Source organism: Arthrobacter sp. 01T414 (assembly GCF_056398965.1).
Genome location: NZ_JBFTQK010000007.1, coordinates 108,180 through 129,652 on the forward strand (window position 1 = coordinate 108,180; position 21,473 = coordinate 129,652).

The window sequence follows — 21,473 nt, forward strand, 5'->3', positions numbered from 1 at the left end:
CTGTGAAATTATTCTTTCACGTTGCAGCAGCTTGGCAAGTTGTGCACGTCACCGCGCGTCCCCTCCGGGCGGCCGCGCAGGGGTAGCGTTGGAGTCATGGGAAAGATCCGGGATTCGGTTGACGCCAGGGCGCTGCGTTTCGCCGTGGGGTTCCCGCTGATGCTGGCGGCCGCCTTCGTGGTGTGCGCCCTGCTGATCCGCAATGACCTGCCCGAGCCGCTGGCCGTCCGCTGGACGGATGCTGGCGCCGCGGACTTCGCGCCCTTTGGAGCGCTGGTGGGGGTGGGGGCGGCCCTGATCGTGCTGGTCGGCTGGGCCGTCCTGCTGCAGGCGGCGCCGCTGTCCCGGCCGGTCATGATGCGCCGGTTCATGATGGGCGCCGGACTCGCGGTGAGCCTGTTCGTCACCACCGTCCTCGCCGCGGTGCTGGTGGGCCAGCTCGGCCTGCCGGACGCCCGTGGATCGCGGGTGGACGTTGTTGTCCTGGCCATGGGCAGCGGCGCAGCCCTGGGCCTGGGAGTGGTCATGGGGTTCGTCTTCAAGGCCGACGAGCGGTGGTCCACGGATGACGAGCGGGCCGTGCAGGCCGCGCTGGGACGGGAGCTGGACCCCGAGTTGGCCGGCGATTCCGTGAGCCTCTGGGTCCATGCGCGCAGTTCGGTCTTTGTGATGCTGGGGATTGCCACACTGTTCCCCGCGGCGCTGCTCACCGTCGCCGTGCCCTGGCTGGCCGCCTTGCTGGTGGCGGTCGCACTGCTGGCGGCCGTGTTCCTCTTTGCCCGGATCCGGGTGGACCGGAGTGGGCTGCGGGTGTTCGCTGCCGGGTTCGTGCGGGTCATTGATGTTCCTGCAGCGGCCATCGACTCGGCGACGCCGAAAGAGGTCAAGGCGTCCGACTACGGCGGCTGGGGCTACCGGAGCCACGGCGCCACGACGGCGATGCTGGTCAGCAGCGGCCCCGCCGTCGTCGTCGACCGCTCCGACGGCCGGCGGTTGGCAGTGAGCGGGGGAAATGCGACGACGGCGGACAGCGTGGCGCAGGTGCTCTCCCGCGTGGCGGCGCGGGCACGCCGCAACGGCGGGGCGCCGACGGCGCAGCCCTAGTAGGCTGGGAAGAACCCTGACCAGCAGCGCCGAAAGCCCACCGGCGCCCCACAGAAACGGATACGCCGTGACCACTGCCCCGGATTTCCCGCGCGTTCACATCGCCACCGACCACGCCGGCATGGAGCTCAGCGCCCACCTGGTGGGCCACCTCAGCGCCAAGGGATACGACGTGGTGGACCACGGGCCCAAGGTCTACGACGCACTCGATGACTACCCCTCGTTCTGCATCAACGCCGCCCGCGCGGTCGTCGCGGACCAGGAAGCCGGCATCCACGCACTGGGCATCGTCCTGGGCGGTTCAGGCAACGGGGAGCAGATCGCGGCGAACAAGGTCAAGGGAGTCCGCGCCGCCTTGGCCTGGAACCTCTCCACCGCGAAGCTGGCGCGTGAGCACAATGACGCCAACGTCGTTGCCGTGGGCGGCCGCCAGCACAGCGTCGACGAGGCCACCGCCATCATCGAGGCCTTCCTGACCGAGCCGTTCAGCAATGACGAACGCCACGTCCGCCGGATCGGCAAGATCGCCACCTACGAAACCACCGGCGAGGTCGTCGAGTAGTGCCAGAGGGGCATTCGATCCACCGGCTGGCGCGGCAGTTCGCCGACGTCTTTGCGGGGGAGCGGCTCACCGTGTCCAGCCCGCAGGGGCGTTTCGTGCAGGGCGCGGCACTGCTGGACGGCCATGTCCTCACCGGCTCCGTGGCGCACGGCAAGCATCTGTTCCTCGACTTCGACCACGGCCTGGTGCTGCACGTGCACCTGGGGCTCTACGGCGCGTGGGACTTTGGCGGGGACGAGCGTTTCCGTGGTGCTTCCAGCATCGGCGCGCCCCGCAAAATAGGGGAGCGGGAGGTCTCCGGCGACGCCGCCCCGGATGCCGTGTATGCCGGCCCACCGGCTCCGGTGGGCGCCGTGCGGGTGCGGCTGGCCAGCGCCCACGGCTGGGCTGACCTGCGCGGGGCAACCACCTGCGAGACGCTCACCGAAACAGAGGCCCAGGCAGTCACCGAGCGGCTGGGACCCGATCCGCTGCGGAATCTTCCGGGGGACCGGGAGGGCTTCATCGCCGCCCTGGCGAAAAAGCGCACCCCGCTGGCGACGCTGCTGATGGACCAAAAGGTGATCGCCGGCGTCGGCAACGTCTACCGGGCCGAACTGCTGTTCCGGCAGCGGCTGGATCCTTGGCTGCCGGGCACGGCCCTGTCCGCGGCGGCCGCGGGACAGCTGTGGGACGACACCGTCGCGATGATGTCCGACGGCGTGCGCGACGGCCGGATCATCACCACCCCCGAGYGCTACTGGACCTCGACCCGCGGCGACGGAACCGCCGTCGTGGGCGCAAGGGGCAACGKAGCCCGCCCCGCCGGCACGCTGCCGGAGCCCGGGGACGCGCACTTCGTGTACCGACGGCACGGCCAGGAGTGCCGGGACTGCGGCACAGCGGTGGCGTTGACGGAGCACGCCGCCCGGAAGCTCTACTGGTGCCCTGCCTGCCAGTCAGCCTGAACCGGCCGGGGTGCCCGGCAGGCGCGTCGATTGCTGAGTAGATGCCCTTTTGACGCGCCAAAAGGGCGGCTACGGAGCAATCGATGGGGGCGACGGGCACGAAAAAAAGCCCCTCCGGAGAGGGGCCCTAGCTTCGTCATGTTTCGGAGGGGACGACGGGAATCGAACCCGCGTAATCAGTTTGGAAGACTGAGGCTTTACCATTAAGCTACGTCCCCGGGAATTTGCTGGAACTTCAGCAAAACTTCCGGGCGGCTGTTGAAGCCGGATATAACTAAACCCAATTCAGGCCCCCAGTGTCAAATGTGCAAATCGGCACAGTATGACCGTAGACTGTTCTGTGCACTTACGGGGTGTAGCTCAGCTTGGCTAGAGCGCCTGCTTTGGGAGCAGGAAGTCGCAGGTTCAAATCCTGTCACCCCGACTCTGCAGCAACTGCCAGACATGTGGCGTTGCAGAACCCCATCCCCCAAAACCAGGAGTACTTAGACTGTGAAGAGCGCTGTCGAGAACCTCACCCCCACGCGGGTCAAGCTCAATGTTGAGGTCCCCTTTGAGGAATTGAAGCCCAGCATCGAAGAGGCATACAAGACTGTTGCTTCGCAGATCCAGGTTCCCGGGTTCCGCAAGGGCAAAGTCCCCTCCAAGCTCATTGACCAGCGCGTCGGCCGCGGCTACGTCCTGGAAACGGCCATCAACGAAGGCCTCAACGGCTGGTACCAGGCTGCCGTGCAGGAAACCGGCATCCGCCCGCTGAGCCGTCCCGAGGTTGAAATCACCGAGGTTCCGGACCCGTCCGCCACCGACGGCGAGCTGAAGTTCCACGCCGAGGTCGACGTGCGCCCCGAGATCGAGCTCCCGGACTACTCCGGCATCAAGGTCGAGGTTGCCGCTGCGGAGTCGTCCGACGCCGACGTCGACAAGGCCCTTGACGAACTGCGCGGCCGCTTCGGCACGCTGAAGTCCGTGGACCGCCCGGCAGCCGACGGTGACTTCCTCACCATCGACATCACCGCTTCGATCGACGGCGCCGAGGTCGACTCCGCGTCCGGCCTGTCCTACCAGGTCGGCGCCGGCACCATGCTCGAAGGCCTCGACGAGGCAGTCACCGGCCTCAGCGCCGACGAGGACGCCATCTTCGACACCACCCTCGTGGGCGGCGACCACGCCGGCGAGTCCGCACAGGTTAAGGTTGTCGTCAAGGCCGTCAAGGAGCGCGAGCTTCCCGAGGCCAACGACGACTTCGCCCAGCTGGCGTCCGAGTTCGACACCCTTGGCGAGCTTCGCGAGGACCTCGCCAAGCAGGCCGCCGACTCCAAGACCGTCGAGCAGGGCGTCGAGGCCCGCGACAAGGTCCTGGACAGGCTCGTTGAGCTCGTCGAGGTCCCGGTCCCGRCATCCGTCGTCGAAGAGCAGCTTGAGCAGCACTTCAGCGCCGAGAACTCCCACGGTGAAGGCGAGCACGACACCGAGGAGCACCGCGCCGAKGTCAAGGCCAACACCGAGCGCGCCTTCCAGAACGAAATCATCCTTGACGCCATCGCCGAAAAGGAAGAAGTCAATGTCACTCAGAACGAGCTGATCGACTACATCGTCACCACCGCCAGCCAGTACGGCATGGACCCGAACCAGTTCGCCCAGATCATCGATCAGAGCGGCCAGGTTCCGATGATGGTTTCCGAGGTTCGCCGCCGCAAGGCACTCGCCGTGGTCCTGGGCCAGGCCGAGGTCACYGACTCCGAGGGCAACAAGGTTGACCTGAGCGACTTCGTCCGCCCCGGCGGCGAAGAGGCTTCCTTCGAGGAAGCCGCTTCCGAGGCCGAGACCGCCGATGACGCAGCAGCCACCGAAGCGCCGAAGAACGACGACCCCGCGGCCGTGAAGTTCTAGCACGAACGGTTCCCGCAGTTCCTGCCCGCACCCCCGGATCACCGATCCGGGGGTGCGGCTTTTTAAGCCTGCAATGAACCCTCCCCGGCAATCGTGCGCCGTCAGCGAACAGCCCTGTGCCTGAGCACAAAGCAGGCGGGAAAACCGTTAGTGTCCATGTAGGAAAGTTCAGTGGCGCCGTCCAGTGGCGTCACCGTCGCCAGCGAGAGGTAAGTACATATGTCACAGCAAGCAGGGGCACCCCGGATGGCTACCGTCGATCCGGCCGCCCAGGATAACTACATTTACAACCGCCTGCTGAAAGAGCGCATCATCTGGCTCGGCTCCGAGGTCCGCGACGAGAACGCCAACGCGATCTGCTCCCAGTTGCTGCTGCTCTCGGCCGAGAACCCCGAGAAGGACATCTACCTCTACATCAACTCGCCCGGCGGCTCGGTCACCGCGGGCATGGCCATCTACGACACGATGCAGTTCATCCCGAACGACGTCGTCACCGTCGCCACCGGCCTGGCGGCCTCGATGGGCCAGTTCCTGCTCTCCTCCGGCACCAAGGGCAAACGCTACGCGACCCCGAACGCGCGCATCCTGATGCACCAGCCTTCCGGCGGCATCGGCGGCACCGCCTCGGACATCAAAATCCAGGCCGAGCTGATCCTGCACATGAAGAAGGTCATGGCCGAACTGACCGCGGAGCAGACCGGGCAGACCGTCGAGACCATCCTCAAGGACAACGACCGCGACAAGTGGTTCACGGCGCCGGAGGCCCTCGAATACGGCTTCTTCGACAAGATCGCGGCGCACGCCGGATCCGTAGCAGGCGGCGGCGGAACCAACGCCGACGCTGGCACCGAAAACTAAACGGCACGCAGACAGAACCGACTCCAGGAGCAATGAACATGAACTACAACTTCGGATCGACTGCCGGCAACCTGCCGAGCAGCCGCTACGTGCTGCCGCAGTTTGAAGAGCGCACCCCCTACGGCTTCAAGCGCCAGGATCCTTACACCAAGCTGTTCGAGGACCGCATCATCTTCCTGGGTGTCCAGGTTGACGACGCCTCCGCCGACGACATCATGGCGCAGTTGCTGGTGCTTGAGTCCACCGACCCGGACCGCGACATCACCCTCTACATCAACTCCCCGGGCGGCTCCTTCACCGCCATGACGGCGATCTACGACACGATGCAGTACATCCGCCCGGAGATCCAGACGGTCTGCCTGGGCCAGGCTGCCAGTGCGGCCGCCGTACTGCTCGCCGCCGGCACCCCGGGCAAGCGCCTGGCACTGCCGAACGCCCGCGTCCTGATCCACCAGCCGGCCCTCTCCGGCGGCCAGGGCGGGCAGGCTTCGGACCTTGAGATCCAGGCGGCCGAGGTCATGCGGATGCGCTCCTGGCTCGAGGACACCCTGGCCAAGCACTCCGGCCGCACCTCCGAGCAGGTCAACAACGACATCGAGCGCGACAAGATCCTCACGGCCGCCGAGGCCATGAGCTACGGCCTGATCGACCAGGTGCTTGACTCCCGCAAGATCAAGCCGCAGGCGCTCACCAAGTAGCCGGACGTCAGTCCAACCACGACGCCGGTGCAGCCCAGCAGAAATGGGGCCGCACCGGCGTCTTCTTTCCACCCATCAGGCCGAAAGTGACCTAGAGTGGAAGTTGTCACGGCCGTACGTCCTGCGGGAAACGTCCGTGATTCCAGTAACGGGTGCAACGCTGCACAGGAGCACGACCCGGCCGGCAGCAAGATACAAAGGGGTTCACATATGGCTCGGATTGGCGAGAGCACCGATTTGCTGAAGTGTTCTTTCTGCGGAAAGAGCCAGAAGCAGGTCCGCAAGCTCATTGCCGGGCCCGGCGTCTACATCTGCGACGAGTGCATTGAACTCTGCAACGAGATCATTGAAGAAGAACTCGCCGAAGTAGCTGACCTGGGCAGCTTTGAGCTGCCCAAGCCCCGCGAGATCTTCGACTTCCTGCAGGAATACGTGATCGGCCAGGAGCCCGCCAAGCGGTCGCTCGCCGTCGCCGTTTACAACCATTACAAGCGCATCCAGGCCGGCCACGCGCCCAAGAGCGGCGCCCTCGCCGAAGGCGGCCACCACGACGACGTCGAGATCGCCAAGTCCAACATCCTGCTGATCGGCCCCACCGGCTGCGGCAAAACCTATCTGGCGCAGACCCTGGCGCGGCGCCTGAACGTGCCGTTCGCGGTCGCCGACGCCACCGCCCTGACCGAAGCCGGCTACGTGGGCGAGGACGTCGAGAACATCCTGCTCAAGCTGATCCAGGCCGCGGACTACGACGTCAAAAAGGCCGAACAGGGCATCATCTACATCGACGAGATCGACAAGATTTCGCGCAAGAGCGAGAACCCCTCCATCACCCGGGACGTCTCGGGCGAGGGCGTGCAGCAGGCGCTCCTGAAAATCCTCGAGGGCACGGTCGCGTCCGTTCCGCCGCAGGGCGGCCGCAAGCACCCACACCAGGAATTCATCCAGATCGACACCACCAACGTGCTCTTCATCGTGGCGGGAGCCTTCGCCGGCCTCGAGGAGATCATTGGTTCGCGCTCGGGCCGCAAGGGTATCGGCTTCGGCGCCCCGCTGAACGAGGTCAAGAACAACGCGGACTCCTACGGTGAGGTCATGCCCGAAGACCTGCTGAAGTTCGGCCTGATCCCGGAATTCATCGGCCGGCTCCCGGTTATCACCACGGTCTCGAACCTGGACCGCCCGGCGCTCATCCAGATCCTGTCCACGCCCAAGAACGCTCTCGTCAAGCAGTACCAGAAGATGTTCCAGCTGGACGGCGTCGAGCTGGTGTTCGAGGACGAAGCCCTGGACTTGATCGCGGACCAGGCGCTGGAGCGCGGCACCGGTGCCCGCGGCCTCCGTGCCATCCTCGAGGAAGTCCTGCTGCCGGTCATGTTCGACCTGCCGAGCCGCGACGACGTTGCGAGCGTGGTCATCACCGAGGACGTGGTGGCCAAGAAGGCGCCGCCCACCTTGATCGCCCACGACGTGAAGCGGCGTAAGTCCGCTTGATCCGAATCACGCAGCGCATCAGCCAAGCTGCGGAATAAATCTAGCGGCAGCGTGGCTATGCGTAGATGATGCGCCGTGCCGCCGTGCCATTTCAGCCGGCCCGTCGCAGTGCAGCCCCGTTGACTTCCAAAGGAGAATTCCTGTGCCTGAGACCATGACGAACAAAGCCGACTTCTGGTTCGACCCCATGTGCCCCTTCGCCTGGGTGACCTCGCGCTGGATCTCCGAGGTGGAAGATGTCCGCGACATCAAGACCGAGTGGCACGTGATGAGCCTGGCCGTCCTGAACGAGGGCCGCGATGAGCTGCCGGCCGAGTACAAGGAGTTCCTGGTCAAGGCCTGGGCGCCCGTTCGGGTGATCGTGGCCGCCGCCGAGAAGCACGGCGCCGAATACATCAAGCCGCTCTACGACGCCATGGGCACCAAGATCCACAACGAGGGCAACAAGGACATCGCCGAGGTCATCGCCAAGTCGCTGGCCGAGGCCGGCCTGCCGCCGGAGCTCGCGGCCGCCGGTGAGACCGATGAATTCGACGCCCAGCTGCGCGCCAGCCACGAAGCCGGCATCTCGCTGGTGGGCCAGGACGTCGGCACCCCGGTTGTGGCCTTCAACGGAACGGCGTTCTTCGGCCCCGTGCTCACCCGCATTCCCCGCGGCGAAGACGCCGGCAAGCTCTGGGACGCCACCGTGGCCCTCGCTTCCTTCCCGTACTTCTTCGAGCTCAAGCGAAGCCGCACCGAGAGCCCGATTTTCAGCTAGGCTACTGCGCCTAGGGCGGTCACGTTGGCCCCGGAAAAACTACTTCCTTGTAGTTCGTCCGGGGCCCTTGTGCATCCCGAACAGCGGGAGAACAATAGAACTTACCCACTTCGAAAGAAGCGGGACGCAGGAACCAAAGATTCAGTGACACTCATCCGACGCAGCCTTCGGCAAAGTCAGATGATGGCTACCAGTGACGAGGTAGGAAGACCTGAAATTCCAAGGATCCCGCCAGATTACCTAAGACGTCACGTGGTGATCGAAAAAGTCGAAGCCCCACCAACCGCAAAAAGCTGATGGGGCTTCCCCTTTGCCCAAAAACAGCGCAGTCCAAAAACAGCGCAGCCCAAAAACGCTGCAGCCCAAAACAGCGCAGTCCAAATAGGCTGAATCCCAAAGCGCGGGGGTGGTCCGTGAGCACTGAGCCCATCGCAAATTACGCGCTGCTCTCCGACTGCTGGTCCGCCGCCCTGGTCAGCGAGGCAGGCTCCGTGGACTGGCTCTGCTTCCCCCGCTTCGACAGTCCTTCGGTCTTCGGCCGGCTGCTGGGCGAGGACGCCGGCTACTGGTCCATCAGCCCCGCGGCACCCCACGCGACCACACGGAGGTACGTGGGCCCGTCCATGGTGCTGGAGTCACTCCACACCACCGCCCAGGGGCAAATTGCCGTCAGCGATGCCCTCGTCCTCGGCTCCGGCCGGCGCGGCCACGACCTCGGACAGGATTCGCCGGGCACCCTGCTGCGCCAGGTTTCCTGTACCCGGGGGCCCGTGGACGTCGAGGTCAGCTTCGCGCCGCGGCCGGACTACGGCGCCATCCTTCCGGAGTTGCGCAACGTGGACGGCGGCGTCCTGGTCCGGGCCGGCGGAGAGGCGTTTTCCCTGTCCTCCCCGGTGCCCTTCGAATTGGAGGGAGGGACCGGCCGGGCCGTCCTGCACCTGACTGCCGGAGATACCATCGGCTTCGCCCTGCACTGCCAGCGCGGCCCGGAGGAGGTGCCGGTGTTCTGGAGCCAGCAGGAGCTTGCCCACCGGCTCACGGACACCCTCGAGGGCTGGGCCAGTTGGTCCGGAATCCACCAGAATTACCGGGGCCCGTGGCAGGAGCTCGTGGCGGGCAGCGGGCGTGTCCTGCAGGCCCTTAGCTATTACCCGAGCGGCGCGATCGTGGCCGCCCCCACCACTTCGCTGCCTGAGGTCGCCGGCGGCACCCGCAACTGGGACTACCGGTACACCTGGGTCCGGGACGCCAGCATGACCCTGCAGGCGCTGTGGGTGGCGGCCTGCCCGGATGAGGCGGGCAAGTTCTTCCAGTTCCTCGCGACCGCCGCCGCCCGCCAGCTCGCCGGCGGTGAGGAGTTGCAGATCATGTACGGGATTGGCGGTGAGCGGGACCTGCCCGAACGGGTGCTGGATCACCTCCCAGGCTGGCGGTCGAGTGCCCCGGTGCGCGTCGGGAACGGCGCCTGGAACCAGCGGCAGCTCGATGTCTATGGCGAACTGCTGGATGCTGCCGCCACGATGCCGGAATTCCTGGCGGAGCTGGCACCGGAGACCCTGCGCTTCCTGGCGGACGCCGCCGATGCCGCCGTGGCCCGCTGGCAGAACAAGGACCAGGGGATCTGGGAGGTCCGCGGCGAACCGCAGCACTACCTGTACTCCAAGCTGATGTGCTGGGTGGCGGTTGACCGTGCCATCACCCTCGCGGGCGTGCTGCAGGCCGGGGACCGGGTACCGCGCTGGATGCTGGCCCGGGACGAGATCGCCGAGTCCATCCGCGCCAACGGCTGGAGCGACGCCGCAGGGGCGTACACCCAGGCGTACGGGACCGAGCGACTCGACGCCTCGGCCCTCATGCTCGCGATTGTCGGTTTCCTTCCGGCCGCAGATCCGCGCTTCCTCGCCACGGTCGAGGCCATCGAGCAGCGGCTCACCGACGCCCGCGGACTGGTTTACCGGTATCACGGCGACGATGGGCTGGCGGGGGAGGAGGGCGCTTTCCTGCTGTGCACTTTCTGGCTCGCGCACGCCCTCGCCCTGGCCGGGCTGACGGACCGGGCCAGGGCCGTGTTCGAGCGGGCTGCCGGCTTCGCCACCGGGCTGGGGCTGATGGCCGAGGAGGTGGCGCCGGACAGCCGGGAACTGCTGGGCAACTTTCCGCAGGCGTTCAGCCACATTGGGTTGGTCAACGCAGCCTGGGCAATCGGCGAAGCGGAACGGCGGCTCCGGGGGAGCACGACCTGACAACCGCTGGCGGGGCGGGCACGGGCTCGAAGGAACAAGCGGGGCGGTGCCGCTGTTGTGCGCTGTGTCCACCCCGGCCCTGAGCCTACCTGCGAACATCGGAGCGCCATGCCCGTCACAGCCCATCTCGACCTGACTCTCAAAACGGAATCCCTGCCCACGGCGCCGGCCGTTCTCCGCGACATTCTCTCCGACACCCGGGCATTTGACGGCTGCCTCGGGGTCGACGTCCTGGTCGACAAGGAAAATCCCGCGCACATCCTTGTCGTGGAAAAGTGGGCCTCGCTGGAGCAGGACGCGGCCTACCGGGCGTGGCGGTCCACCGAGGAGGGCGCGAGCGGGCTGGGTGAACTCCTGGCCGCCCCGCCGGTCCTCACTCACTTCGAGGACTCCTTCGGGATCTGAGCGCAAAGTCGCAGAACCGAAAGCAGAGAACCAAAGAGGGCCCTCCGCCMGGCCTGAGCCGGGCGGAGGGCCCTCTTTTCGGTATTTCCTGAGCCGGCTGCTTGACCTTTGCCTCGGACTTGGCCTTGCGGATGCCGCCCAACGCGGCGCCCACCGTGGCGAGCAGGGTGGTGTCGCCGTCGATCTCGATGGCGGCGGGCCACTGCGCGCGGTGCACGGAGCCGGCGCGCCACCAGCCCCAGACCTCCTCCGTGGCGAACGGCAGGAACGGGGCGAATAGCCGCAGCAGGGTGTCCAGGCTGGTTGCCAGCGCCGCCAGCACGGACGCCTGCTGGGCTTCGCCGGCGGCACCGTAGGCACGGTCCTTGATCAGCTCCACGTAGTCGTCGGTGAAGTGCCAGAAGAAGCTCTCGGTGATCTGCAGGGCCCGGGCGTAGTCGTAGTTTTCGAACGCCTTGGTGGCCTGCTGGACCACGTCGGAGAGCTGGGCGAGCACGGCTCGGTCCAAGGGATTGATCAAGGGCCCCGACGCGAGCGCTTTTTCCGCGTTGGGTCGATCAATCCCGGGGTTAGTCAGGACCGAGAGATCACCGGAGACCACCGAGTCCTCGGTGGCGCCCAGGTTCAGTACGAACTTGGACGCGTTCAGCAGCTTGATCGCCAGGCGGCGGCCGATCTTCATCTGCGCGATCTCGTAGGCAGTGTCAGCGCCGAGCTTGGCCGAGGCTGCCCAGTAGCGGACGGCGTCGGAGCCGTATTCGTTGAGCACGTCGGTCGGGACGATCACGTTGCCCTTGGACTTGGACATCTTCTTGCGGTCCGGGTCCAGGATCCAGCCGGAGATGGCAGCGTGCTTCCACGGTGCGACGTCCTGCAGGGCATCGGCACGGACGGCGGTGGAGAACAGCCAGGTCCGGATGATGTCGTGGGCCTGGGGCCGCACGTCGAACGGAAAGACCTTGGCGAAGAGCGCCTCATCGGTGCTCCAGCCGCCGACGATCTGCGGGGTCAGCGAGGACGTGGCCCAGGTGTCCAGGACGTCGGCGTCGCCGGTGAAGCCGCCCGGCTTGTCGCGCTGGGCCTCCTCGTAGCCGGGGGCCGCGTCCGCAGCCGGGTCCACCGGGAGCTGCGCGTCGGACGGCAGGATCGGGGCGTCGTGGTCCGGGTTGCCGTCGGCGTCGAGCGGGTACCAGACGGGCACCGGCACGCCGAAGAAGCGCTGGCGGGAGACCAGCCAGTCACCGTTCAGACCGGTGATCCAGTTCTCGTAGCGGGACCGCATGAAGGACGGGTGGAACTCGATCTCGTTGCCGCGGCCGACCAGGCGTTCACGGCGTTCCTCGTCGCGGCCGCCGTTGCGGATGTACCACTGGCGGGAGGTGACAACTTCGAGCGGCTTGTCGCCCTTCTCGAAGAAGTTGACCGGGTGCATGATCTTCTTGGGTTCGCCGTCGAGCAGGCCCGCGGCCGTGAGCAGCTCCACCACGCCTTCCTTGGCGCTGAAGACGGTCTTGCCGGCGATCGCCGCGAATGCCGCACGGCCTTCCTCGGACGTGATCCAGTCCGGGGTTTCGCCGACGATGCGTCCGTCGCGGCCCACGATCGCCCGGGTGGGCAGCTGAAGCTCGCGCCACCAGGTGACGTCCGTCAGGTCGCCGAAGGTGCAGACCATGGCGATGCCCGAACCCTTGTCCGCCTTGGCGAGCGGGTGGGCCTTGACCTCCACCTCGACGCCGAACAGGGGAGAGGTGACCTTCTTGCCAAAGAGCGGCTGGTAGCGCTCGTCGTCGGGGTTCGCCACCAGTGCGGCACAGGCGGCGAGCAGTTCGGGACGGGTGGTCTCGATGTAGACCTTCTCGCCGTCTTCGGTGAAGAACGGGTAGCGGTAGTACGCGCCGGCCACCTCGCGGTCTTCGAGCTCGGCCTGCGCCACCGCGGTGCGGAACGTGACATCCCACAGGGTGGGGGCCTCGGCCATGTATGCGTCACCGGCGGCGAGGTTGGCCAGGAAGGCGCGCTGCGAGATGGCGCGGGACTTGTCGTCGATGGTGCGGTACGTCAGGTCCCAGTCGACCGACAGGCCGAGGGTCTGGAAGAGGTTCTCGAAGACCTTTTCATCTTCGACGGCGAGTTCTTCGCAGAGCTCAATGAAGTTCCGGCGCGAGACGACGTCGAAATCGCGCTGGTTCTTGGCCGGTTCGGCCGGCGGCCGGTATCCGGCGTCGTAAGGGATGGCCGGATCGCAGCGCACGCCGTAGTAGTTCTGCACGCGCCGCTCGGTGGGCAGGCCGTTGTCGTCCCAGCCCATCGGGTAGAAGACGTTCTTTCCGGTCATCCGCTGGTAGCGGGCCAGGACGTCGGTCTGCGTGTAGGAGAACATGTGTCCGACGTGCAGCGATCCCGACGCGGTGGGCGGCGGCGTGTCGATCGAGTAGACCTGCTCCCGGGTGGTTTCCCGGTTGAACTTGTAGGTCCCTTCGTCAAGCCAGCGCCGGGTGAGGGCGGCTTCCAGCCCCTCCAGGGCGGGCTTGTCCGGAACGTTGATGGGGGCGGTGGTGGGCGTGTCTGTACCCTGCGTGTCTTCAGCCATGGGCCAATTCTTCCACGCTTTGCCGCCGGGCTCCGCAGCACGGCCCTGCAGTAGCATGCAGCAGATGAAGGAAAGCACCGGAAGCTTCACGATCAAGCGCATCTACGACGAACCCGCCGACGACGACGGCTGCCGGGTCCTGGTGGACCGGCTCTGGCCGCGCGGGGTCAGCAAGGAACGCGCGCAACTGGAGTTGTGGCTCAAGGAAGTGGCGCCCTCGCCGCCCCTTCGCACGGAATTCGCGCATATGCAGGAACGCTTCGCGGACTTCCGCGCCGCCTACGAGGCAGAGCTTGAGTCCAACCCGGCCGTGGGCACCCTGCGGGGCCTGGCGGCCGAGCACGGGAAGGTGACCCTGCTGTTCGGCGCGAAAGATCCGCAGACCAATCACGCCCGCGTGCTGCTGGAGTTCCTCGAGCACGGCAGGAAATGAACGGCGGATTCCCATAGGGTGGTGCCATGACTCAGGGAATCGATAACGCGGGAACTGCACCTACGGCCAAGGCGGCGGTCGTCACCGGCGCCAGCACCGGGATCGGCGAGGCTACCGTCCGCGCCCTCCGGAACGAGGGCTGGACCGTGTTCGCCGTCGCCCGCCGCGCCGAGAGGCTCGAAGCGCTCGCCGCCGAGACCGGCGCCGTTGCCCTTCCCGCCGACGTGACGATCGACGCCGACGTCAACCGCCTGGTGGACGAGGTGACCCGTGCGGGCGGCATCGACACCCTGATCAACGTCGCCGGCGGCGCCCGCGGCGCGGACAAGGTGGCCGAGGCCAAATCCGAGGACTGGGAGTGGATGTACGAGGTCAACGTGCTCGGCACGATGAAGCTCACCCGCGCGTTCCTGCCAATGCTGCGCGCCTGCGGCGAAGGCACGGTCCTGAACCTGACGTCGACGGCCGGGCTCTCCGCCTACGAGGGCGGCGGCGGCTACAACGCGGCCAAGTTCGCCCAGCACGCCCTCACCGGCGCGCTGCGCCTGGAAGAGGCTGAGCATAATCTGCGCGTCATCGAGGTGGCGCCCGGCATGGTGCAGACCGAAGAGTTCTCGCTCAACCGGCTCGGCGACAAGGGCGCCGCGGACAAGGTCTACGCCGGGGTGGAGAAGCCGCTCACGGCCGCCGACGTCGCCGACGTCGTCCGTTACGCCGTGACCGCGCCGCACCACGTCAACCTGGACCAGATCATCATCCGCCCGGTGGCGCAGGCTTCCAACTTCAAGGTGATCCGCAAAAGCTAGCAGCCGGTGCCCGCGGGGCGCCCAATGATGGCGTGCCCGCGATTGTGCCTGTAGCATCTGTTCACGGCGATGGATCCCGCCGGAACGCGCCGCACTCGCTGCGGACGTTCGAACCGCCTCCCGGCTGATGGTTCCTACCTTTGCGGATACGAAGGTAGGTGACCCATGCCCGCACGTGTTGCCCCATCCCGGTCCCTCGAGTTAGCCGGGGATCTTCCTTGCGTCGTCCCCGCAGCGTCCCGCCCCGGCGATGCTGAACTCGAACGACAGGAGCACTGATGAGCGAGCCCGAGAAGCGCCCCGGGGCGGACACCGGCCCCACCGCCTTCGTTCCGCGCAGGATCACCGGCCCGGTCCTGATGGGGGTCGTGCCAGGCCAGTCACTCGCCGTCGCCCACCGCGCCGCGGAGCTGGCGTACAGCCTGAACGTGAAGCTGGTCTGCGCCTACGTGGACGTCACCAGCTACCTGACCGGCGATCCCGACGGCGGCGCCGGTGCCCGGCCCATCGATCCGGACGGCATTGACGACGACGTCGAGGGCATCAGCGCCGCAATCGCCGAACGCCTGCGGGAGGCGCTGGACGGCTCCGGCGTCGAGTGGTCCTTCGTGACCCTAGCCGGCGAACCGGCCCGCGCGCTGGGTCGGCTGGCCGAATCTTCGGCTGCCTCCGTCATCGTGGTCGGCACCCGGGAACGCGGCCTCGGGGCCCGGTTCGAGGAACTGTTGGTCGGGTCCGTGGCCGTCCACCTGACCCACCGCCAGCACCGGCCGGTCCTGGTGGTTCCGCTCGCGCCGCAGCCCAAATCCCGTCCGAAAGAAGCGCACTGATGGAGCGGCCCACGCCGGACACGACCGCGCCGGACACTAGCCCCGATACGACCCCGGCGGCGGCCGTCGCCGGGCTGGACAGCGACGCTGGGACGCTCGGAGCCGCCCGCATCCGCCGCCCGGTGCACCTGCACCCGGGCTTTGTGCTGGTAGTGGTTTGCGGCGGTGTGGCCGGCGCCTTGGCCCGCTACGGGCTCGGCACCGTGCTGCCTTCCCCGGGCGGCTGGCCGCTGCCGACCTTCGTCATCAACCTCGTCGGGGCGTTCCTGCTCGGCGTCCTGCTCGAGGCCCTGGTGCGGCGGGGGCCCGACGCCGGCCGCCTCCGGGTTGTCCGGCTGCTCGCCGGGACCGGGTTCATGGGCGCCTTCACCACTTACAGTTCACTGGCCCTGGAAACTAACATCCTGCTCGGCGAAGGCCGGGCCGCAGACGCGCTGGGCTACGTCGCGGCGACCGTGATCGGCGGAGCCCTGGCGACCGTGGCCGGCATCCGGGCAGCCGCCGGGCAGCACGCCCGTCAGGCTGGCCGACGGCAGGAGCAGGACGAATGACCCTCCCCACACTTCTCCTGCTCGGCCTGGCCGGCGGCCTTGGCGCAGGAACCCGTTTCGTCGTGGACGGCCTGGTCCGGTCCCGGCTGCGTACCGCACTGCCGCTGGGAACCATCGCCATCAACATCGCCGGTTCGTTCCTCCTGGGATTAGTCGCCGGGCTGGTCATCACCCACGCGGCGCCGGCCGAACTGCAGGCCATCGCCGGAACCGGGTTCCTCGGCGGCTTCACCACATTCAGCACGGCCAGCTTCGAAACGGTCCGCCTCATCCAGTCCCGCCGCACCGGACTGGCACTCCTGAACGGTGTCGGCACAGCCGTCGCCGCCGTCGCTGCGGCCGCCGCCGGGCTGGCGCTGGCCGGGCTCCTGTGAGCCGCCCGTCGGGGGCTACGAACAAGCTCGGCCCGCTGGGATTCGTGCTCTCCTTCGGCGTCGTGAGCATGCTCGCCGACGTCGTCTACGAGGGCGCCCGCGCCATCACGGGCCCCTTCCTGGCCACCCTCGGCGCGTCCGCCGTCATGGTCGGCTTCATTACGGGAGCCGGCGAAGCCGTGGCCTTGATCCTGCGCCTGGCCACCGGCCCCTTGGCGGACAGGACCCGCAGGTACTGGCCCCTGACAATCGCGGGATACACCCTGACCGTTGTTGCCGTGCCGTTGCTGTCCCTGGCCGGAGCGCTGTGGCAAGCTTCGGCGCTGGTGATCGCGGAACGCTTTGGCAAGGCCGTCCGCACGCCGGCGCGGGACACGATGCTCTCCCACGCCGGGTCGAAGATCGGCCACGGGAGGGCCTTCGCCGTCCATGAAGCTCTCGACCAATCCGGAGCGCTGCTGGGACCCCTGCTGGTCGGACTCATGGTCGCGGTGTCCGGGTACCAGCTCGGGTTCGCGGTGCTCGCCATTCCCGGGGCGCTCGCCCTGGTCGCCGTGATGCTGCTCCGCCGCGCCGTCCCGGTGCCGGCGAGGTTCGACACCCACGGCACCGGTGCGGACCCCCGACCCGCCGCCAACGCCGCGGGGGCTCCGGCGGGCCGCCCTGCGCGGCTCCCGCTGCCGGCCAGGTTCTGGTGGTACAGCGGATTCACTGCCATCTCGATGTTCGGGTTTTCCACCTTCGGGGTCATCTCCTACCACCTTGAGGTGAACAGGGTGCTTCCCGCCGCCCTGATCCCTGTCACCTACGCCGTCTCTATGGGCGCGGCAGCGCTGGCTGCCCTGGCCTCCGGGACGCTGTACGACCGGATCGGCCTGCGCGGCCTGCTGATTGCCCTGCCGCTGACGGCTGCCGTCCCGTTCCTGTCCTTCAGCAACTCGCCAGGCCTGGTCTGGGCCGGCGCGGTGGTGTGGGGTGCGGCGCTGGGCATCCACGAATCCACCCTGCGGGCCGCGGTCGCGGACCTAGTCCCCGCCGCGCGCCGCGGCACCGGATACGGCATCTTCACCGCGATCTACGGCACGGCATGGCTGGCCGGTTCCACCATCATCGGCGCCCTCTACGCGGCTTCCCTGCCCGGGCTCATTGCTTTCACCGTGGCCACCCAGCTGGCTGCGCTGCTGGCGTTCATTCCACTCTTTGGACGGACCGCTGCGCCGATCCAGCCGTGAACGCCGCCGGTCCTTGCCGCGGGCACGCCTGGCCGCGGCGCCCGGGTCTCGGCGACTTCCGGTAACATCGAGGTATCAGCTTTGACCCGGCCATCACCGGTGAGCTTCCGGAAGAGCGCCCCACCGCGGCAACAGTGCGCGGCAGGGCAGGTAGAACCGGACGGGTAAGCCCGTCACAGCAGTCAACGAGCGGCCGTGGCCGGCCGGCGTCCTCCTCGGGGAGCGCGGGCCAGTGTGCGGTAAGTGAGGTGGTACCGCGGTGCCGGTGTTGTTCCGACAGCACAGGAGCCGTCCTCGCATCCTGAATGAATCCCGTTGTTCACCAGCTCAACCCAGGATGTCGAGATGACCCATTACCCCAAGGCCTCAGCCGCACCTTCCGACGCCAGCAGCTCCCCGTCAGCCGGCGTGTCCGCCTCCGTGAAGTTCCCGGAGATCGAGGAGCGCATCCTCAAGTACTGGGATCAGGACGGCACCTTCCAGGCGAGCATCGACCAGCGCGACTCTGACCTTCCAGGAGGACAGCGCGGGTCCAACGAATTCGTCTTCTACGACGGCCCGCCGTTCGCCAACGGCCTGCCGCACTACGGCCACCTGCTCACCGGCTACGCCAAGGACCTGGTGGGCCGCTACCAGACCCAGCGCGGCCGCCGCGTCGAACGCCGCTTCGGCTGGGACACGCACGGCTTGCCCGCCGAGCTCGAAGCCATGAAGCAGCTGGGCATGACGGACAAGACCCAGATCGAGGCCATGGGCATCGACAAGTTCAACGACGCCTGCCGCGCCTCGGTGATGAAGTACGCCGACGAGTGGAAGAGCTACGTCACCCGCCAGGCGCGCTGGGTGGACTTCGACAACGACTACAAGACGCTCAACGTCGAGTACATGGAGTCCGTGCTGTGGGCCTTCAAGCAGCTGCACGAAAAGGGACTCACCTACAACGGCTACCGCGTGCTGCCGTACTGCTGGAAGGACGAGACGCCGCTGTCCAACCATGAGCTGCGGATGGACGACGACGTCTACAAGAACCGCCAGGACCAGACCGTCACGGTCACCTTCCCGATCACGCCGGGGGAGTCGGAACTGTCCCGCCAGCTGGCCGGCGTGCAGGCACTCGCCTGGACCACCACGCCCTGGACCCTTCCCACCAACCTGGCCCTCGCCGTCGGGCCCGCCATCACCTACGTTGTCCTCCCGGCCGGCCCGCACGGAATCAAGGCCGCCTCGGCCGAGGCTCCCGTCACGGGCAGCTTCCTGCTTGCCGCGGACCTGCTGGGCGCCTACGCCAAGGATCTCGGCTACGGCGACGGCGCCGAGGGTGCCGCCGCGGCGGAAGCCGCCGTCGTCTCCCGCCACACCGGTGCCGAACTCGAGGGCCTGGGCTACGAGCCGCTCTGGGACTACTTCCACGACACCGAGAAGTACGGCACCGAGAACGCCTGGCGCTTCCTCGTCGCGGACTACGTCACCACCACCGACGGCACCGGCATCGTCCACCATGCTCCCGCCTACGGTGAGGACGACCAGAAGGTCTGTGAAGAGGCCGGCATCCCCGTGGTCCTCTCGGTCGATGAGGGCGCGAAGTTCCTGCCGCTCTTCGGACACGGCGACCTCGCCGAAATCGCCGGACTCCAGGTCTTCGAGGCCAACAAGCCCATCACCCAGGTCCTCCGCGCCCAGGGACGCCTGGTCCGCCAGGCAAGCTATGAGCACTCCTACCCGCACTGCTGGCGCTGCCGCAACCCGCTGATCTACCGCGCGGTGTCCTCCTGGTACGTCGAGGTCACCAAGTTCAAGGACCGCATGTCCGAGCTGAACCAGGAAATCAACTGGATCCCGGGCAACGTCAAGGACGGCCAGTTCGGCAAGTGGCTCGCCAACGCCCGCGACTGGTCCATCAGCCGCAACCGGTACTGGGGCAGCCCCATCCCGGTCTGGCAGTCCAGCGACCCGGACTACCCGCGCACCGACGTCTACGGCTCCCTCGCCGAGATCGAAGCCGACTTCGGCCGCCTGCCGCTGAACAAAGCCGGCCAGGTGGACCTGCACCGGCCGTTCATCGACGAGCTCACCCGCCCCAACCCGGACGACCCCCGCACCCCGGAAGAAGGCCAGTCCGTGATGCGCCGCGTCGAGGACGTCCTGGACGTCTGGTTCGACTCCGGATCGATGCCGTACGGCCAGGTGCACTACCCGTTCCAGAACGAGGAATGGTTCGACACGCACAACCCGGCGGACTTCATCGTCGAGTACATCGGCCAGACCCGCGGCTGGTTCTACATGCTGCACATCCTCTCCACCGCGCTGTTCGACCGCCCGGCATTCCGCAACGTCATCAGCCACGGCATCGTGCTCGGCTCCGACGGGCAGAAGATGTCCAAGAGCCTGCGCAACTACCCGGACGTCTCCGAGGTCCTGGACCGCGACGGCTCCGACGCGATGCGCTGGTTCCTGATGTCCAGCCCCATCCTGCGCGGCGGCAACCTCGTCGTCACCGAACAGGGCATCCGCGACGGCGTTCGCCAGGTCATCCTGCCGCTCTGGAACGTCTACAGCTTCTTCACCCTGTACACGAACGCCGCTAACGGGGGCGAGGGCTACGAAGCGAAGCTGCGCTACGACGGTTACGCCGACACCCTGGACCAGTACCTGATGGCCAACACCGGTGACCTGGTCCGGAACATGACCGCCCAGCTGGACAGCTACGACATCTCCGGAGCGTGCGATGAACTGCGCGGTTACCTGGACATGCTCACCAACTGGTACGTCCGGCGCAGCCGCCAGCGCTTCTTCGACGAGAACGTCGACGCCTTCGACGCCCTCTACACCGCGCTGGAAACGGTCTGCCGGGTTGCGGCGTCGTTGCTGCCGCTGGTCTCGGAGGAAATCTGGCGCGGCCTCACCGGCGGCCGCTCCGTGCACCTGGCCGACTGGCCGGACGCCGGACTGTTCCCGGCCGACGCCGGACTCGTCGAGGCGATGGACCGCGTCCAGCAGATCTGCTCCACCGGATCGTCGCTGCGCAAGGCCGCCAACCTCCGCGTGCGCCTGCCGCTGCAGGAACTCACGGTCGTGGCACCCGGCGCGGACGCACTGACAAGTTTTGCCGCCGTCGTCGCCGATGAACTGAACCTGCGCTCGGTCCGCCTGCTCGACGCCGAGAGCGCCTCCCCGGAGGAGTTCGGCATCGAACAGAAGCTCGTGGTCAACGCCCGTGCCGCCGGCCCGCGACTGGGCAAGAACGTCCAGCAGGCCATCAAGGGCTCCAAGTCCGGCGACTGGTCGGTCGGCGAGGACGGGGTGGTGACCGCCGGCGGCCTTGCCCTCGAGCCGCAGGAATACACCCTCGAAACCGTGGTGGCCGAAGCCGCCGAAGGCGAAGGATCACGCGCGGCGGCGGTCCTTCCCGGCGGCGGGTTCGTGGTGCTCAACACCGAAGTCACCCCGGAACTCGAGGCCGAAGGCACCGCCCGCGACCTGGTCCGCGCTATCCAGCAGGCCCGCAAGGATGCCGGGCTGCACGTCAGCGACCGGATCCGCACCACCGTCACCGCAGCGCAGGACACCGTGGAGGCGCTGCTGGCCCACGCCGAACTGGTCAAGACCGAGACCCTGACCATCGAGCTGGACACCGCAGCCGCCGAGGTCAAGGAACCGCAGGTCAGCGTCGAAAAAGTAACTGTTGAGGCAGGGGCATAA

At 67.4% G+C, this 21,473-nt stretch carries 18 protein-coding genes, 2 tRNA genes and 1 riboswitch; of the genes, 18 read left to right on the plus strand and 2 right to left on the minus strand.

Annotated elements, in window-relative coordinates; translation table 11 throughout:
• Nucleotides 1–96: 96 nt before the first annotated feature.
• The 3 genes from AC1DK9_RS15490 to AC1DK9_RS15500 all read left to right on the plus strand — a co-directional run bounded on the left by AC1DK9_RS15490 (nt 97) and on the right by AC1DK9_RS15500 (nt 2,613).
• Nucleotides 97–1,104 (plus strand): hypothetical protein, encoded by a 1,008-nt coding sequence (locus tag AC1DK9_RS15490; protein ID WP_476916476.1) that lies wholly within the window; start codon nt 97–99, stop codon nt 1,102–1,104.
• Nucleotides 1,105–1,171: 67 nt separating this feature from the next.
• Nucleotides 1,172–1,666, plus strand: a complete 495-nt coding sequence (locus tag AC1DK9_RS15495) for a ribose-5-phosphate isomerase (protein ID WP_476862827.1) — start codon at nt 1,172–1,174, stop codon at nt 1,664–1,666.
• Nucleotides 1,666–2,613, plus strand: a complete 948-nt coding sequence (locus tag AC1DK9_RS15500; RefSeq protein ID WP_476916477.1) for an Fpg/Nei family DNA glycosylase — start codon at nt 1,666–1,668, stop codon at nt 2,611–2,613. The genes AC1DK9_RS15495 and AC1DK9_RS15500 overlap by 1 nt, the downstream gene beginning before the upstream one ends.
• 147 nt (nt 2,614–2,760) lie before the next feature.
• Here the strand turns inward: AC1DK9_RS15500 and AC1DK9_RS15505 are convergent.
• Nucleotides 2,761–2,831, minus strand: a tRNA-Gly gene (locus AC1DK9_RS15505).
• A 131-nt stretch (nt 2,832–2,962) separates the two neighbouring features.
• On the opposite strand from AC1DK9_RS15505, the gene AC1DK9_RS15510 reads away from it, so the two are divergent.
• The 8 genes from AC1DK9_RS15510 (at nt 2,963) to AC1DK9_RS15545 (ending at nt 10,958) form a co-directional block, all read left to right on the plus strand.
• A tRNA-Pro gene (locus AC1DK9_RS15510) sits at nt 2,963–3,037 on the plus strand.
• 68 nt (nt 3,038–3,105) lie between these two features.
• Complete coding sequence (tig, locus tag AC1DK9_RS15515) at nt 3,106–4,503, plus strand: trigger factor (protein ID WP_476916478.1); 1,398 nt, start codon at nt 3,106–3,108, stop codon at nt 4,501–4,503.
• Nucleotides 4,504–4,749: 246 nt separating this feature from the next.
• On the plus strand, nt 4,750–5,361 hold the full coding sequence (locus AC1DK9_RS15520) for an ATP-dependent Clp protease proteolytic subunit (protein ID WP_175321079.1): 612 nt from the start codon (nt 4,750–4,752) through the stop codon (nt 5,359–5,361).
• Nucleotides 5,362–5,399: 38 nt separating this feature from the next.
• A complete protein-coding gene (locus tag AC1DK9_RS15525) occupies nt 5,400–6,059 on the plus strand; it encodes an ATP-dependent Clp protease proteolytic subunit (RefSeq protein ID WP_056738346.1) in 660 nt (219 codons plus the stop codon).
• A gap of 210 nt (nt 6,060–6,269) precedes the next feature.
• Nucleotides 6,270–7,550, plus strand: a complete 1,281-nt coding sequence (gene clpX / locus AC1DK9_RS15530; RefSeq protein ID WP_476862830.1) for an ATP-dependent Clp protease ATP-binding subunit ClpX — start codon at nt 6,270–6,272, stop codon at nt 7,548–7,550.
• 142 nt (nt 7,551–7,692) lie between these two features.
• Nucleotides 7,693–8,310 carry a mycothiol-dependent nitroreductase Rv2466c family protein gene (locus AC1DK9_RS15535; protein WP_476916479.1) on the plus strand — a complete coding sequence of 206 codons (618 nt, stop codon included), beginning with the start codon at nt 7,693–7,695 and terminating at the stop codon, nt 8,308–8,310.
• A gap of 413 nt (nt 8,311–8,723) precedes the next feature.
• On the plus strand, nt 8,724–10,553 hold the full coding sequence (locus AC1DK9_RS15540) for a glycoside hydrolase family 15 protein (protein WP_476916480.1): 1,830 nt from the start codon (nt 8,724–8,726) through the stop codon (nt 10,551–10,553).
• Between the two features lie 108 nt (nt 10,554–10,661).
• Nucleotides 10,662–10,958 carry a putative quinol monooxygenase gene (locus AC1DK9_RS15545; protein WP_476916481.1) on the plus strand — a complete coding sequence of 99 codons (297 nt, stop codon included), beginning with the start codon at nt 10,662–10,664 and terminating at the stop codon, nt 10,956–10,958.
• Here AC1DK9_RS15545 and valS read toward each other — a convergent pair.
• The gene (valS, locus tag AC1DK9_RS15550; RefSeq protein WP_476916482.1) at nt 10,927–13,548 is read right to left on the minus strand and encodes a valine--tRNA ligase; all 2,622 of its coding nucleotides are present in this window, start codon (nt 13,546–13,548) and stop codon (nt 10,927–10,929) included. The genes AC1DK9_RS15545 and valS overlap by 32 nt on opposite strands.
• Nucleotides 13,549–13,612: 64 nt before the next feature.
• On the opposite strand from valS, the gene AC1DK9_RS15555 reads away from it, so the two are divergent.
• The 7 genes from AC1DK9_RS15555 to ileS all read left to right on the plus strand — a co-directional run bounded on the left by AC1DK9_RS15555 (nt 13,613) and on the right by ileS (nt 21,473).
• Nucleotides 13,613–13,981 (plus strand): DUF488 domain-containing protein, encoded by a 369-nt coding sequence (locus tag AC1DK9_RS15555; RefSeq protein ID WP_476916483.1) that lies wholly within the window; start codon nt 13,613–13,615, stop codon nt 13,979–13,981.
• A 26-nt stretch (nt 13,982–14,007) separates the two neighbouring features.
• On the plus strand, nt 14,008–14,787 hold the full coding sequence (locus AC1DK9_RS15560) for an SDR family oxidoreductase (RefSeq protein WP_476916484.1): 780 nt from the start codon (nt 14,008–14,010) through the stop codon (nt 14,785–14,787).
• 56 nt (nt 14,788–14,843) lie between these two features.
• Nucleotides 14,844–14,931, plus strand: a riboswitch (Fluoride riboswitch).
• A 134-nt stretch (nt 14,932–15,065) separates the two neighbouring features.
• A complete protein-coding gene (locus AC1DK9_RS15565; RefSeq protein ID WP_476916485.1) occupies nt 15,066–15,617 on the plus strand; it encodes a universal stress protein in 552 nt (183 codons plus the stop codon).
• A complete protein-coding gene (locus tag AC1DK9_RS15570) occupies nt 15,617–16,168 on the plus strand; it encodes a fluoride efflux transporter FluC (protein WP_476916486.1) in 552 nt (183 codons plus the stop codon). Before AC1DK9_RS15565 ends, AC1DK9_RS15570 begins: the two co-directional genes overlap by 1 nt.
• Complete coding sequence (crcB, locus tag AC1DK9_RS15575) at nt 16,165–16,542, plus strand: fluoride efflux transporter CrcB (RefSeq protein WP_476862839.1); 378 nt, start codon at nt 16,165–16,167, stop codon at nt 16,540–16,542. The genes AC1DK9_RS15570 and crcB overlap by 4 nt, the downstream gene beginning before the upstream one ends.
• The gene (locus AC1DK9_RS15580; RefSeq protein ID WP_476916487.1) at nt 16,539–17,774 is read left to right on the plus strand and encodes an MFS transporter; all 1,236 of its coding nucleotides are present in this window, start codon (nt 16,539–16,541) and stop codon (nt 17,772–17,774) included. Before crcB ends, AC1DK9_RS15580 begins: the two co-directional genes overlap by 4 nt.
• Nucleotides 17,775–18,119: 345 nt before the next feature.
• A complete protein-coding gene (gene ileS, locus AC1DK9_RS15585; protein WP_476916488.1) occupies nt 18,120–21,473 on the plus strand; it encodes an isoleucine--tRNA ligase in 3,354 nt (1,117 codons plus the stop codon).

Excerpts from the sequence above, each read along its gene's own strand:
- AC1DK9_RS15490 (WP_476916476.1), top strand. The coding sequence starts at position 97 with ATGGGAAAGATCCGGGATTCGGTTGACGCCAGGGCGCTGCGTTTCGCC.
- AC1DK9_RS15520 (WP_175321079.1), top strand. The coding sequence starts at position 4,750 with ATGGCTACCGTCGATCCGGCCGCCCAGGATAACTACATTTACAACCGC.
- AC1DK9_RS15525 (WP_056738346.1), top strand. The coding sequence starts at position 5,400 with ATGAACTACAACTTCGGATCGACTGCCGGCAACCTGCCGAGCAGCCGC.
- clpX (WP_476862830.1), top strand. The coding sequence starts at position 6,270 with ATGGCTCGGATTGGCGAGAGCACCGATTTGCTGAAGTGTTCTTTCTGC.
- AC1DK9_RS15545 (WP_476916481.1), top strand. The coding sequence starts at position 10,662 with ATGCCCGTCACAGCCCATCTCGACCTGACTCTCAAAACGGAATCCCTG.
- AC1DK9_RS15555 (WP_476916483.1), top strand. The coding sequence starts at position 13,613 with ATGAAGGAAAGCACCGGAAGCTTCACGATCAAGCGCATCTACGACGAA.
- AC1DK9_RS15560 (WP_476916484.1), top strand. The coding sequence starts at position 14,008 with ATGACTCAGGGAATCGATAACGCGGGAACTGCACCTACGGCCAAGGCG.
- AC1DK9_RS15565 (WP_476916485.1), top strand. The coding sequence starts at position 15,066 with ATGAGCGAGCCCGAGAAGCGCCCCGGGGCGGACACCGGCCCCACCGCC.
- AC1DK9_RS15570 (WP_476916486.1), top strand. The coding sequence starts at position 15,617 with ATGGAGCGGCCCACGCCGGACACGACCGCGCCGGACACTAGCCCCGAT.
- crcB (WP_476862839.1), top strand. The coding sequence starts at position 16,165 with ATGACCCTCCCCACACTTCTCCTGCTCGGCCTGGCCGGCGGCCTTGGC.
- ileS (WP_476916488.1), top strand. The coding sequence starts at position 18,120 with ATGACCCATTACCCCAAGGCCTCAGCCGCACCTTCCGACGCCAGCAGC.